This window comes from Delftia sp. BGA-UO-ETr-SB1, assembly GCF_059567865.1.
This window is the reverse complement of sequence record NZ_JCAQOW010000004.1, coordinates 969,985-983,776: the sequence shown is the minus strand read 5'-3', so window position 1 is coordinate 983,776 and position 13,792 is coordinate 969,985. Positions and strand designations below refer to the sequence as shown.

Sequence of the window (13,792 nt, the reverse complement as noted above, 5' to 3'; positions counted from 1 at the left end):
GGCGGTGCTCAAAGAAGGTGGACGGGATCAAGCCGGAACCCGGCCTCCTCGCCCAGCGTGAATTTGTCGGGGCCCGGCGTGATGGTCTTGTCCTTGCGCCGGATGACCAGCAGCGGATTGCGGTCCGGCGTGCCCGTCTCGGCCAGGCGGTCATAGAGGGCTGACATGGGCGGATGCTGGTGCGCGGCGCCCGCTGGCGAGAAGCAGATCACGAACTCCTTGGGTCGGCGCACGGCGATGCTGCGGTACCGCATCTGGTCCAGGCTCATGCCCAGGGGCGGCAGCAGTACCTGCCCGGCGAAGATCACGCGATCAAACTCCTGCCCCTGGCACTGGGCATGCAGGCGGACGGAATACGGCCGAAGTTCCGTGCCGTTGAAAGGCTGGTCGTACTCGCCCACCACGGCAGCAAGGGACCCCCATCGCCCATCGATATCGCGCAGGCTCAGCGTCTTGCGCCTCGTGGTCTCCGTCCTCGTCGTTGTGACGGTGGCTGGCGGCGCATCAGGTGGAGGAAACGCTTCGCTGTATGAATGAGCCCATTCCCGAACCTGCGTCACTTCCGACAGATCGCTGGCCAGCTCCAGGGCCATCAGCGGCTGGCCGTTGATAGTGATCGTCTCGGTGATCGAATTGGTCGCGCCCGAGCTGTACGAGTTGTAGTAAGAGCTGCTCCCAGTGAAATGCTCGATAACGGGGAAGACCTTGTCGTTGAGGTAGTGCGTGCTCTGGAACTGGGTTCGCTCGACCTCCTCGGCATAGCTGCGCGACTCCGAAAAGCGGATGCGCTCGATGAGCAGTTCGGTGCCATCAGGCGTCAGGTCCAGCCCGATGATCTGGACACTGCGCTCCGTCGTCGTTGTCCGCGAATAGCCCGAAGAGCCTGCGTTCAGGCGTGCGAACGTGGTGAAGTCGTCGATGCGATAGTTCTCTTGCTCCTCGAAATCTGGTGCCAGACTCCCCCGGTAGTAGTAGGGGTCCGCAGCGTTGTGCCGCTGCACGGTCACGCGCTCGAGGGGCTGGTCTGGAGTAGACACCAGCAGAGACAGGATGAACTCGGCGCCCAGGCTGCCGTCGCTGTTGCGGCTGACCGTGCCGCGCAGCGCATAGCGTGGAGCGCCCAGCCGAATCGACACGCCGCCGCCCACGGGCTCCCGGGTCACGGTCTCCAGCATCGTGATGCAGCGCTGTCCCTTGCCGTCGAAGAAGATCGGCTGCGTGATGGTCAGCTCAGGGCCAGCGGGCACGGCCCAGCGCGCGAACTCTTCCGAGCGCGACACACCGGCATCGTCCTTCTCCTTGGGATCCAAGCGATACAGCACTACTTGCTGGTCACCGTATGTCTCGCCGCCCCCCTCTTCATAGGAGGCATGCACCATGCTCTTGGCCGTGCCGCCCTGGGGCAGCGAGGCCTTGAAGATGGCGCAGCCGCTGACCTCGTGAGCCACCTTGATCCGCGCGCCGTTGCGGAATATCTCTGCCTTGGCGCCGCTGGTCGCACTCTGGGCACCCGAAATCGCGTACCGGAAGCCGTTGCCGTGGTCGTAGGTCAGCACGTCCTTGTGGTCGTCGCTGATCCAGTCGTGCGGCCCAGCCAGCAGATCCACGTTCTCCTTGCGGCGCAGGCCCTTGTCTGAGGCGTTGAGCGTCAGCGCGCACAGGGGCGAGATCTCCTCGCCCTGCTCGTTCTTGTCCACGCCCATGCCGTGCTCCAGGCTGGTGGGCCAGGTCAGGTACTCCCAGGCGCCGCCCTTGATCTCGATCCAGGCGTCGTCCTCGGCAATGGTCACGCGCACCAGCAGGCCCAGGATCTCGTAGCGCTGGGTGATGTGGCGAAACCCTGCAGCCCGCAGAGCGCGCACGCGGCCCCTCGCCCAGGGCAGCAGCTTGGCCTCTTCGGCGCCGCCCAGCAGCAGGTGCTCGCGATTCGTTCCCATGGCCTGCCCTACCCGCCACTCACTGCGCCGGGATCATGTAGGAGAACGAATCGATGGTGATGGGCTGGCCCACGGTCACCGTGAGCGTCGAGAACTTGCCCTCGCCCGAGCCCACCGCTGCAGCACCGTCCAGACGAGGCAGCACCACCGACAGCGAGCCGTCATCTGCTGCGTTGCCAACGAAACGAAACCAGCCGATGGTGCCCGCGGCCAGGCCAATGAACTTCCAGATCGCCGAGGCAGGCTTGAGCACGCCGCCGTTGGCCGGAGCATCGAGCACCAAGCCGTTCGTGGGCGAGCCGGCCACCCAGGGGTCTCCATTGAGCGTGGCCCGGCCCAACAGCACGCCCGTGGGCGCTGCATCCGCGGTAACGGGCTGGGGCCCGCTGTAGACCAGGATGCAGCCGCCATTGAGCGCGCCGGCCAGGCCGAGAGTGCCGGCCTGTGCATTGCGCACGCCGGTGGAGAGTTTGAAAGTCATGGCGATACCTCGCGTCGTTGGTTGAAGGGCGTGCCGCCCGCGTTCAGGCAGGCAAGGAAACGGACCTGGCCGTCCAGCTCGAGCACGGCCGCGCCAGCCTGCAGGCCGGGCGCCACACTCACGCGCGAGGCGGTCAGGTTGGTGAATTCGGGGAACTGGCACAGGCCGCGCTGCGACCAGATGAGCGTCCGCTTGTCATCCAGAGCCCAGGGCAGGCCTGGCACCGTGCCGTAGCTGGCCAGCAGGGCCAGGCCCTCGGGCGTGTAGGCATGCATGGCGCGGTCGGTGGCCACCAGCAGGCCGGCATCGTTCGGCGCCAGGGCGTGCACGCGGCCGGGCACCATGAAGAAGCCCTCGGAGAGATTCCAGAGGTGCGGCGCCAGGGGTTCGCTGCGCCAGACTGCGGTCTTGTCGTCCTCGGGCAAGTACTGGGCGGCATAGATGCGGCCGCGCCACTCGGCGATCACGTCCACGCCCTCGGGCAGCGGATCCAGCCCATCGGTCAGCAGCTCCTGGCCCAGGGCCTCGGGTGGCTGCGCCCAGACTGCGGCCTGGCCGGCATCGCCAAAGGCAAGCTGAAATGCGGTGCTGTCGGCCGGCGCCACATAGACACGCGTCACGCAGCCGGGCAGCTGCTCGATGCCGCTGATCTGCAGCGCAGCGGCCTGCTCCACCGTGATCTCGGCGGCTGTGCTGGCCGGTGTCTCCCGGCCGTCCGGCAGGATGAAGGTGGCGCAGACGCGGTACTGGCCCGCCGGAAGCTGTCCGCCCTCGCCCACCTGGACGCGCGGCTCGGCCGGCACAGGCAGACGCCAGGGCAGCGCCTCGCCCTCTGCGGTGATGATCCCGGCCGCGTCGCCGGCCACATACAGCGCCTGGTCGTTGATCTCGGCCCAGTACGCATCGCGGCCCAGGCCCTGCGCCAGTGGGCGCACGGTCATGTCATCCAAGACTTGGCGCAGCTCGCCGCCGTCGATCACATACAGGCGGGTCTCATCCTTGGTGGCGTAGATGCCCGTGGGCGTGCCAGCCTGGGCCAGCGCATATCCGGCACGCCGCTTCACGCCACCCGATTCCGTCACATCGACGTTGTCGGCACGCACGAACCACGACAGGCCGAGCCGCAGCGGGTCGGTGACGTTGTTTAGGCCTCGGAAGGAGCGGATTGCTGGCATGCCCGGACTTTGCCGAGCGGCTCTGAATGCGTCGAACCCTAGCCGGGGCAAGCGCTCAGCGAAAGTGGGCGACCGATTACATTGCCTGTCCTTAGATAGTTAGCAAAGTAATAGTTTGCTCAATAACGAATAAAACCATCACACATTCCTACTTCCAATAGATTGACTCTAAAAATCCATGAGCAAAACTCTATTAGTATGCATGGCTTCAAACACTGGAGGAGTAGTTGCAAATGAAATCATTCAAGATGGCAGCGGCGACAATTGGAGCGGCTGCCGCAATGCTCTCGGCAGGAGCATCCGCACAAAGTGGTGGCATTCTGCTGCCTATCACGATCACCAACGCATCTGGCAATGTGGTTGATATGGGTTTGGCTGCAGATGGGAATCCAAACACTACTTGGAACTCTGGTTCAACAGCTAAACAATGGATTGATATTGATCTCGGATCTGAGCGAATGTTTTCCAAGCTAAGAATGCTTACAGCTCAATACCCTGCCGGTCAAACCATACATAGAGTTTATGGCCGAACAGAAGCTGGAGTTACGCATGACTTTGGAACGATTTCACAATACACAACGGATCACGTCTGGCTCGAATTTTACAATCTTATAGCACAACCGGTAAGATACCTTATTATCCAGACAACCAAATCTCCATCCCATGTGGCCTGGAAGGAATTTCAGGTTTATGACGGAGGTGATTTGGCGACGGCGTGCAACATGTACACCTACAACTATGGCTGGGCTCTATATGCATCACAGAGTAATGGATGTGGATTTCAAACCACAAAATACTATTATAGAGATGTGCGCAATCTTCCCACCGGCGCACGAGTTGAAACATGCTATCTAGATAACTTGAATGGGAAGTACGGCTTAACGCTACTCGGTCCTCAAACAGTGCATGGGCAATGCGGTAGTTTTGGAGGAAACACGGTTTGGTTATTCGAAAAGCAATAGCTCGAATGCTTGGGAACGGCTGAAATATTAGTCTGCACGTCCTGAGTTGAGCGGATGCTCATTTCACGCCGAGTGCCACTAGATGATCGAGACCTACTGGCTGATCATCATCGGGCTCGGCGCCATGGGCTTCCTCTAGCAGTTCCTGAGCGCGAGGCTCAGCCCACACCAGCCGCCATTTCCCGCATCTGTTGCCGCAAAGCCTTTGGCGATGTGTCCGCGATCCGATCCGTGCGATCCTTGTTCATCTCGCGCACACGCTTCATCACATCGGGGATCTTGACCACGATGGGCTGCTCGGGGTTGTTCTTGTTCCAATCGGCCAGCCGGTCGCGCACGCGCTGCAGGCCGGCTTCATCCTTCTCGAAGACAGCCTGGGCCCATTGCGCCTTGATGTCCGAAGAGGTCTGGGTATAGAAACTCTTGGACCGCTGCATGAAGCTGTTCGCCTCCTGGACCTCGGCAACGCCCTTGGGCTGGAAGCCGATGGCCTTGGCCGCAGCTTCTGCCAGCGTGGTGTCGATCACCTTGTAGCCCTTCTGGTCGCGGTACATGCCGGTGGCGGCCATGTCCAGGCCCTTCGCCGCGTTGCGCACCGCCGTGGGCGACACCTCCAGGGCCGCGCCTGCCACGTCACCCGTCAGAACCTTGCGGCCGGCAGTGAAACCGCGCGCGACAAGGTCGCCTGCAGGGCCAACCACCTCCAGCAGATCGCGCTCGCGCGACTGCTTGGTCAGGAACAGTCCAGTGCCGGGGATCAGGTTGCCCATGCCCAGGCGCCCGGACACATCGATGGGCGCGCCCGGCAGGCCCGACAGGCCCTGCTCCATGAACTCGCCCAGCTCCTTGCCCACGATCCCCGCCAGCGCCTGCTTGCGCCATTGCTTGCTGCTGATGTTGTAGCCCATCAGCTGGCCCGCGCCGTCGATCAGGTCCTCCACATCCTCGGCGAAGGGCACGCCGCCGGCACCGCCCATCAGCAGCAGCATGGCCAGGGCCCAGCCCACGGCACGCTTTCCCTCGGGGCCGCCCTGCTTCCACATGCGCTGCATCAGCTCCAGGTAGCTCACGGAATAGGTCTTGAAGGTGAACAGCGTGCCGCCCACGGCGCCGCGGGCCCACTGGGGCTTATTGGCCTTCGAGTAGACAAACTGGGTCTCCAGCACCGCCTTGCGCGCGAAAGCGCCGGGATCGGGCATGCCCTGGGCCTTGGCGATCCGGAATGCAGCAATGAAGGTGGAGCGGCGGTTGAACTGCTCGGCCAACGCGAAGGGCTGGCCCCAAGCCACTTTGGTGCGCTCCCACGCATTGCTCGCCGCGGCGCGCGCATCGCCGGCTCGCGTGCCGTCGCCCGAGCGAAGGCCGCCAGCGCCGCGCGCCTGGGCCATCAGCTGATGCACTTCCTGTGGCGACACCACGCCATCGTCCTCGGCCGATTTCAGGGCATGGGCCAGGTCCGTCTCGTACTTCATGCCGCGCGTGCCCATGTCCTTGAGTGCCCGGGTCATCTGGCCGCTGGCCGCGCGAATGCCGCCGAACTGGCTGAGCCATGGCAGCGTGACCGCAAAGGGCTGGGTCATGTTCACGAAGGCCGAGGCAAGGGAGCCGCCCAGGTACTGAGCGAACAGCATGCCGCGCACAGCCTGGCCCTCCTCCTGCGGATCGCGGATGTAGCTGCGCAGACCCATGGCCAAGTCCTTCAGCTCGCCTTGGTCCTTCGGGATGTCGTTGATGGCTCGATCCATCGTGCCCGCGTTCAGGCCCGCCGCGCCCTGGCGTGCATTGCTGTAAACGAAGTTGGCCACCACGCGGCCCACGTCCTGGCTGTAGCCCTCGATGCCCTTGCGCTGGATCAGGCGCTTCAGCGCGCTGTGGTTGTTCTTGGTCAGCTTCAGGTACTCGTCGTAGACCTTGCGCGTGGCCGCGTCGGCCTCCTTGCCCACCACCATGTCCTTGAAGATCTCCAGGGTCTCTGGCGTGATGCCTGCGAACAGCTTGAAGGACTGCTGGCTCATCGTGCCCTGCGTGATGACGGCGCCAGGGAAGGCCTGGGCCATCTGGATCTTGGCCAGGTTGGCATCCTTCATGGTCTCGTACATGCCGAAGTACTGGCGGTTGCCATCCTGGTCAACCACGTCGAGCGTGTACCGGCCGAAGCGCGACAGCGGCGCATACCCGGCGTCCTGCAGGTCCTTGGCCGTGGCCGCACGGTCCACCACCAGGTTGTTCAGCTGCAGCAGCCGGTCGGCCAGCTCCGGCTTGGCCTTGGCGTCGTGCTGCAGCGTGGTGGTCAGCAGCTCCAGGGCGTCCGACAGCTTGGGGGCATCCAGCACCATGTCGCGCATCGGGGCGTACTCGTCGCCCAGGGCGCGCATCATGTCCGCCCGAGCCGTCATGTCGATGGAACGGTCAATGGCCGCGCGGGCCTCGCGGTAAAGCGCGATCTGGTTGGGCGTCGCGCTGAACATGGTCTGCAGTTCGGCATCGGTCCAGACCGTGCCGGCCTTCAGCATCTTGCTGTCGAAGCGGGAATTCACGTTGGCCTCGTACTGGGCCAGCGGCAGGCCACGCCAGGCGCCCAGCATGCGGTCATCTAGCCGCCCGGCGCGCAGCAGCAACTGGGCCTTGTCGTCTGCGGGCAGGTTGCCGTATTTCTTGGCCAGCTCGTCCACCAGCACTGCCTTGCCGTCCACATCCCGGCCCCACAGCAGCGTGCCTTCGAAGAGCGGCTTCGCCACGGCCTTGTTGTCGGCCGCCGATACGGGGGTCTTGCGGTTCTTGCCCACCAGGTCGCCGATGGTGTCCACGCGCGGCAGCAGGCGCGGCGCGCGGTCGGCCGCATCGTTGGCCAGCATGGACACGTCATCGATGTCCTGCTGCGCAGTCTCGTAGACCGGCTTGAAGGCAGGCGCTCGCTCGGCAAGGTGCCGCATGGTGCCGATGGTCTTGTCCCAAACAGAGATCTTGCCCGGGTGGGACATCGTCTTCTGGAGCTGGTCCAGAGCGCTGTCCTTGATCTCCGAAAGCCGCGAGCGGCTGAAGCTCAGGTCGTCGTCGGCATCGCCTTGGCGAGGATTGTCTTGATCTGCGCGCTCGCTTCCGCGTCGTCCTTCTTCAGCGATTCGATCTCGGAGTCGCTCAGCCGGTTCGAATCGCGCGAGGTATCGGGCTTCCGACTCAGTGAGCGCGTCGAAGCCGTAGCCTGTGGCTGCACGGAATTGGTCTTCGAGGTCACCATGTTTTTGCCGGAGAGTTGCGAGAATTTCAGGAGAGGGCTGGATTTTTGCACTGTACTGCTTGCCGGTCAACGCAACCACGCCCACCACGTTGCCACCGCCCTCGCGGATGTGGCTGGCCAGGGCCGCGAACGTGCCACCCTGGGTGAGAGTGTCATCCACCAGCAGGTAGTCGCCAGGCTCCACGGCGCCCGCGAAATCGACAGGTGCAAAGATGCGGTCCAGCCCATCCAGGCCGGTGCGACGCGCGCGGTTCGCCTGCACGATGCCTGTCGCCGTTTCCAGGCCCAGGCGCGATGCCAGAACTTCGGCCACGGCGCGCGGGATCTTGTTGCGCCCCGAGGCCTCTTCGGCCGCCACCGGCAACACGCGCGGGCGGGCGCCACCCAGTGCAGCAGCGACCTTCGCCACCATCTCGGGTGTGACGAGGTCCACAGCCAGCCGTGTGGCCGCTGCGACATCCCCACCCTTCGCCGCCGCGTAGTCCGGGTGCTTCGATGCGCTGCCCAGCGTGCTGCCAATGATTGCGTCAGGCGTGATGGACGGCGAGTCCGAGCGGCTGAACACCGGCTCGACGCGGTCGGACACGGCGCGCTGCCCGCGCTCCACGAAATCGCGTGCAGGCAGGATGTATCCCTGGATGATGTCGGCGTCCGACAGCTTGAGTCCCCTGAACCCGGGCACGTTGGCGCGCAGCCAGTTCCGGATCGCCGCCACGGCGCGGCGCACGAAATGCAACTGCGGCGTCTTCTCTGCCATCTCAGCCAGCACTTCCTCCGCCGCCGTGCGCCGGCCCAGCGCCACGCCGCGCAGGCCATAGTCCGCGACCTTGGCATCCACCTCATCTTTGCGCATGGTGGCCACCTGGTTGAGGATCTTGTTCAGCTCCGGACCGAACATGCCGCGCAGGCCGTGGTGTCCCAGCACCTCATGGTGCAGCACGCGGGCCGCGTCGGCGGGCGTGTTCAGCTTGCTGGCCAGCAGGTAGGCGCGGCCTTTCCAGTAGAAGCCCTCGGGCGCTCCGGAGGCCCCGCCACTGCGCTGGCGCAAATCCGCGCGCCGCGCTGCCTCGGGCACGGCCGGGTCGTTCATGTCGAAGGCCACCACCACCTCGGGCCCATTGCTCCAGCCCTTGCGGATGGCGTCCACCGTCTGACGCACCTGGCCCACGGCCTGGGCCCGCGCCGCATCGGAGAAGGCCGTCGGCTCCGGCCGCATGATGCGCAGCAGGTTGGCCATCTGGTCATCGGTCAGGCCCTGGCCCTCGGCCTCGCCGCGCCGGAATGGCAGATCCGCGGTGCGCTCCACTGGCCCGGCCTTCAATTCGCGCGCGCTGGGCGGCGTGGCATGGGTGCGTTCGCGCACGCCCGGCACATCCTCCCAGCCAGAGCCCTGTTTCTCCACCTGGCGCACCGTCACGCTCCACGCGCCATCGGCGTTGGCCGGCGTGTACGAGACCACGCGGACATTGCTATCCCCGTAGCCCTTCACGATGTTGCCCGGGGTGAAGTAGTCGGAGCGGTCGGCCTCTTCGGCCGCGGCCTTTTTAGCCAGGACCCCGCGAGGCCGCTTGGGCGTGACGTCAGCAGGCTCGCTGCCGTTCTGTCCACGCTCGGCACGCACCTTGTCCACCAGATCACGCACGCGCTGGCGCGATTCGGGCACGCTTTCACCTTTGCGGCGAAGCAACCCAGCCAAGTCGAACTTGTTGTCCACCAGGGGCGCGCCATCGGTGGGCTCCAGCATCACACTGCTGGGGTATCCCGCACGGTCTTTGTTCACGCCGACCAAGGTCGTGCCTTTGGAAAATTCCGAACGGTCGCCTTTTTTCCAATCCAGAACCCGACCCACCAGCGCAAGATCCTTGGCCAACCGTGCAGCGTCCTTTTCCTGGCGTGCAGTGGCGGCGGCCTCCCTCGCAGCCTGTACTTCAGCGGGCGTGCGGGCGGCCAGCGCCGCCTCGCGGGATCGGCCAGCTGCTGCAGACACCCAGGACGCAAAGCGTTCCATGGCCCGATCCAGGCTGTTGTTCCGGCTTCCGGCCTGCTTGGAGTTCAGGCCGCTGCGGCCTGCCACGAAGCCGCTGTACGTGCCGGCGCGCACGCCCATCAGCATGCGGTACTGCTGCAAATACTCCTGTCGCAGCTGCTGCATTTCGGATTCCACAGCCGCCCGCTGGGCTTCGGTCTTGGCCACGGACATGCCATCGTCGCGCTGGCTGTTCAGGAAGGTTTCGAAGGCCGCTCGGTCGCTTTTTGACCGGGTGTTGCCCTGATGCGAAATGCCAGAGTAGCTGGCGGCTGCCTCCTGCAGGGGGAATTCGTCGCCGGAAGCGGCTGACACAGAGGCGGCCTGGTCCTGCAGAGCAGGTGCTGCAGCAGCATCGAGCAAGGCAGCGGCCAGTTTCTCGCGCACCGTGGGCGCAAGATCAGCCCATGCCCGCGTGTGAGCGCCCGCCCGCGCCGGAGCGCTCAACCCCTTCGCTGCCTTGGCCACAGCCTGGCGCTCGGCCGCCGGCATACTGGTCCAGCGCTCGCTCGCGGCCAGCAGTTGCGCGCGCCGCGCGTCGTTCCCTTCCTTTGCCATGACCACGGCCTGCTGCTGGCCCGCCGTGGGCGCTGGCGCAGCAGCAGGGGCTACGCCGGCAGCCTGTTCGCTGGCGCCACTTCGGCCAGGTACAGCAGATTGCACGCCGGCAGCAGGCTGTCCGGCAACGCCACCTCGCGGCCCAGCAGGCTGCGCATCTGGCGCGCGTCCTGACGGCTCACCGCCCCCAGCCGCCGCAGCAGCCTCAGTGCCTGCTGCGCGTTCATCTGCCATCCGTACTGCAGGTGCGGGTGAATCATTGGTTGCTCCTTGCGGCGCAATGGCGTCCGCGATCTTGCGTTGCAGGTCCACATTCAGCCGCTCCCACGTGGCGCCGGGGAGCGCCTTGCGGATGACCGGCTTCAGGCCCTCAATCCTTCCTGCCAGGGCCTTGCGCTCTGCGGTGGGCATGCTGGCCCAGGCCGCGCGACCTGCGTCGATGCGCTCGGCAGGGGTTTGGGCCGGCGCTTGAGCCTGCGGGCCCGGCGCTGCACCTGCTTGCGCGCCATCGTGCTGAGACGAGGTGGTGCCATCGGTCAGCTCCTGCGCAGCTGCAGAACCTGCAACCGGCGCTCCTTGCGCTCCTGCTGCCGGCGAAGATTCCGCGCGCGGCGGCTGGGCTTGATCGGCTTGTGTGCCATCGATGCTTCCTTGCTGGAGGGTGGGTGTGGTTGCAGGTGCTGGCGCAGCAGCCTGTTGGTCGCGCTCGGCGCGGCGCCGCGCCAGCTCGCGCGCCAGCTGCAGGCGCACGTTCTTGGCCTGGGCAGATCGGAATCCGTTGGACAGGTCCTCATCCGTCCAGGTGGCCAGGGCCCCGCCTTCGATTTCCCCGGTGGCAGGGTCTGCGGTGACCTGGCGCTCGGAGGCCTTCTTCTTGGCTGGCGCACGGGCGGCAACTTCGGCGGCTTGCGCCAAGGCATCGGCCTGCTGGGTCTGGGCAGCCGCGCCGGAATCCACGGCCAAGGCAGCAGCTGCGGACAGAGAGCCGGCGGCAGGGTCCAGGCCCATGGCGCGCGAGGGCGGCATGGCTGCGCCCGTGGATTGCAGGATCTCGTCATCGGGCGATTGCACGGCCCGGTTCGCGGCCATCTCGGCATCGCGCAGGGCCTGCTCCTGGGCGCGCTGCTGGGCCAGCGCTGCCGCGCCATCGGGCGGCGTGCTCTGCGGCACCTGCGGCTCGCCGCCCTCTTCCTGCTGCAGCTGCGACATGCGGGCTTCAAACTCACGCCGCATGGTCTCCAGGCCGGCATTCGGTGGCGTGGCGTCGCCTTCGGCACTTGCGCCCTCGGCAGGACCAGCAGCACCAGGTGCGCCGGCCACGGCCTGCTCGGCCCCGGGCTGATCCGCTGCAGGAGCCTCGCCGGGCTGACCTGCAGGCACCCGCGGCTCGCGCGCTGCCCGATACCCCGCCGCGCCGCCGCCCATGGCCGCGCCCGACAGCGTGCCCAGCACCACAGCCGTATCCACGTCCTCGGACCAGTCCTTGCCCAGGGCCAGGTTCTGGAAGATCTGCTCGGCGACCGACTGCGGCAGCTCCTCGAGGAAACCTTCGGAAATCGCGCCCTGGATCACCTGCGTCGGAATGCTCTTGACCGCGCGCTGCTGCACCAGCGGATTGGTGGCCGCTGTGGCCGCGTCATCGGCAAACTGCTTGGCAATGCCCTTGTTGCCCTGGGCCAGCATGGTCTCGGCATCACCAATGCCCAGCCGCTGCGCCACGCGCCCGCCGGCATACCCCAGACCGGCCGTGGCCGCGCCCGTGGCTGCCGCTGCAGCTGTCTGGCCCGGCGAGAGCTGTCCATCTTCGGATTCCTGGCGGATCTGCTCGGCAGCCGAGCCCGCACCCACGATGCCCTCACCCAGCGCACCAGCTGCTGCAGCACCCTTTGCGCCGGCCTGGCCCAGCCGCGTGGCCGCACCCAGGCCGCGCGCCACCACGCCGCCCGCACCCATGGCCGGCAGCGATTCAACAACCGCGCCGACGATATTGGAAGGATTCTCGATGGCGGCCTGGAACTTGCCCCCCAGGCCCTCGGCCTCCTGGAATTTGCGCTGCGCTTCCTTGGTGGCGTCCGAGTGCCATTCATTGATGGCCTCGCGCGCCTGCTTGGGCCGGAAGCCCACAGCCCCACCCTCGTTCTCCAGGAGCTTGCCCGCGCGCCCGCCGGTGGCTATGTCAGCCAGACCGACAACAGCCTCGGGCACGGCCACGGCGCCCTTGGCTGCCCAGGCTGCCGCGTCGCGGACGTAGTCCGTGGCTGAGCGGCCGGGCGACTCTGGTTCGACAGGCTTCGCGCCCGCTTTCCACCAATCGCCGCCTGGTGAGGACGACTCAACCGGGCTCGCGCCCTGCTTCCACCATTCGTTGTCGTTTGCCATGCCCCCACTCTCAAGGAGAGGTGCGGGGGCGGTCGAACCCTAGGCGGGGGAGCAGCCAAGCTTAAATTTCGGGTGCTGTAATATCTTGTTGCAACCATTAGGAGGGCACATGAAGTCAATCATCGCGGCCATCGCATTTGGCGCAGCAGCTTTCAGCGCGCACGCCATTTGCACAGGTTCCGGGTCATCCCGCTACTGCACCGACAACAACGGGAACAGCTACACCGTACAGCAGTACGGGAACACCACATACACGCAAGGCAGCAATGCCCGAACCGGGAGTAACTGGAACCAGACCAGCAACACCTACGGCAACACCACTTATCACAACGGCATGGCGGCCAACGGAAATGCCTGGTCGGGCACCTCCAACGCATATGGGAACACGACGTACCACAATGGCACCGGAGCCAACGGGAACGCTTGGTCGGGCACCTCGAGCACCTATGGGAATACGACTTATCACAATGGCGTCAACAGCCGAGGCCGCTCGTACTCTGGCACCACGTACAACTACGGCGGAAACGACGATTGACTGGTCAGCTCAACGCGCACACCAGGCCCGCCGCGCGGGCCTTTTCTTTTTGGCAGATCAGCCTCAGCTACATCATCCTCACTGGGAACGTCGCGCCGCGCTGGGGCGCTTGGGAGCGAAGCGTAGCCGGGGAAGCAAAAAGCCCCGACATGCGGGGCTGATGGGTGAGGGATGCGTGCGTCTGCTACTCGGCCGGCAGTCCGGCCAGCGTGTCCTGCAGCGTCTTGATCAGCCGCTCGACATCTTCAGGAGGCATATCGACCCAGGTGGTTGCAATATCAAGCCCTGAGGCAGTCTTGGCCGTGTGCTTGAGGCCGATGAGCGTCTTCCCGTTGAAGACGCGAGTACGAACGTCGGTGAACTGAAGGAGGGGTGCAGGAATCATGGCGTGATGGTGGCACGGAAAGCCCGAGCTGGGACGATAGCCTCACTCGGGCCGCGTCCGCACCTCAGCCGTCCAGGCAGATTGCCCTCGGGGCTGCAACGAGCCCTGATCCGTTG

Annotated in this window: 7 protein-coding genes; 2 read left to right on the top strand and 5 right to left on the bottom strand. The window is 65.5% G+C overall.

Going from position 1 to position 13,792, the window contains the following annotated elements; translation table 11 throughout:
• Positions 1 to 8: 8 nt before the first annotated feature.
• The 3 genes from AC57B5_RS04930 to AC57B5_RS04920 are packed head-to-tail and all read right to left on the bottom strand — an operon-like array spanning position 9 to position 3,593.
• Positions 9 to 1,937: a hypothetical protein gene (locus AC57B5_RS04930; protein WP_496398897.1), complete on the bottom strand. Its 1,929-nt coding sequence runs from the start codon at positions 1,935 to 1,937 to the stop codon at positions 9 to 11.
• A 19-nt stretch (positions 1,938 to 1,956) separates the two neighbouring features.
• Positions 1,957 to 2,418 (bottom strand): hypothetical protein, encoded by a 462-nt coding sequence (locus AC57B5_RS04925; RefSeq protein WP_428145876.1) that lies wholly within the window; start codon positions 2,416 to 2,418, stop codon positions 1,957 to 1,959.
• Positions 2,415 to 3,593 (bottom strand): hypothetical protein, encoded by a 1,179-nt coding sequence (locus AC57B5_RS04920; RefSeq protein WP_496398896.1) that lies wholly within the window; start codon positions 3,591 to 3,593, stop codon positions 2,415 to 2,417. The genes AC57B5_RS04925 and AC57B5_RS04920 overlap by 4 nt, the downstream gene beginning before the upstream one ends.
• Positions 3,594 to 3,826: 233 nt before the next feature.
• Here AC57B5_RS04920 and AC57B5_RS04915 point away from each other — a divergent pair, with 233 nt between their 5' ends.
• Positions 3,827 to 4,555, top strand: a complete 729-nt coding sequence (locus AC57B5_RS04915; protein WP_496398895.1) for a discoidin domain-containing protein — start codon at positions 3,827 to 3,829, stop codon at positions 4,553 to 4,555.
• A 158-nt stretch (positions 4,556 to 4,713) separates the two neighbouring features.
• Here the strand turns inward: AC57B5_RS04915 and AC57B5_RS04910 are convergent, their stop codons facing one another.
• Positions 4,714 to 12,756, bottom strand: a complete 8,043-nt coding sequence (locus AC57B5_RS04910) for a PLxRFG domain-containing protein (RefSeq protein WP_496398894.1) — start codon at positions 12,754 to 12,756, stop codon at positions 4,714 to 4,716.
• Positions 12,757 to 12,865: 109 nt separating this feature from the next.
• Between AC57B5_RS04910 and AC57B5_RS04905 the strand changes: the two genes are divergently transcribed.
• Positions 12,866 to 13,291 (top strand): hypothetical protein, encoded by a 426-nt coding sequence (locus tag AC57B5_RS04905; protein ID WP_496398893.1) that lies wholly within the window; start codon positions 12,866 to 12,868, stop codon positions 13,289 to 13,291.
• 184 nt (positions 13,292 to 13,475) lie between these two features.
• Here AC57B5_RS04905 and AC57B5_RS04900 read toward each other — a convergent pair whose 3' ends face one another.
• A complete protein-coding gene (locus AC57B5_RS04900; RefSeq protein WP_496398892.1) occupies positions 13,476 to 13,676 on the bottom strand; it encodes a hypothetical protein in 201 nt (66 codons plus the stop codon).
• Positions 13,677 to 13,792: the final 116 nt, after the last annotated feature.

Coding starts and splice junctions, on each gene's coding strand:
- AC57B5_RS04930 (WP_496398897.1), bottom strand. CDS start 1,937: ATGGGAACGAATCGCGAGCACCTGCTGCTGGGCGGCGCCGAAGAGGCC.
- AC57B5_RS04925 (WP_428145876.1), bottom strand. CDS start 2,418: ATGACTTTCAAACTCTCCACCGGCGTGCGCAATGCACAGGCCGGCACT.
- AC57B5_RS04920 (WP_496398896.1), bottom strand. CDS start 3,593: ATGCCAGCAATCCGCTCCTTCCGAGGCCTAAACAACGTCACCGACCCG.
- AC57B5_RS04915 (WP_496398895.1), top strand. CDS start 3,827: ATGAAATCATTCAAGATGGCAGCGGCGACAATTGGAGCGGCTGCCGCA.
- AC57B5_RS04910 (WP_496398894.1), bottom strand. CDS start 12,756: ATGGCAAACGACAACGAATGGTGGAAGCAGGGCGCGAGCCCGGTTGAG.
- AC57B5_RS04905 (WP_496398893.1), top strand. CDS start 12,866: ATGAAGTCAATCATCGCGGCCATCGCATTTGGCGCAGCAGCTTTCAGC.
- AC57B5_RS04900 (WP_496398892.1), bottom strand. CDS start 13,676: ATGATTCCTGCACCCCTCCTTCAGTTCACCGACGTTCGTACTCGCGTC.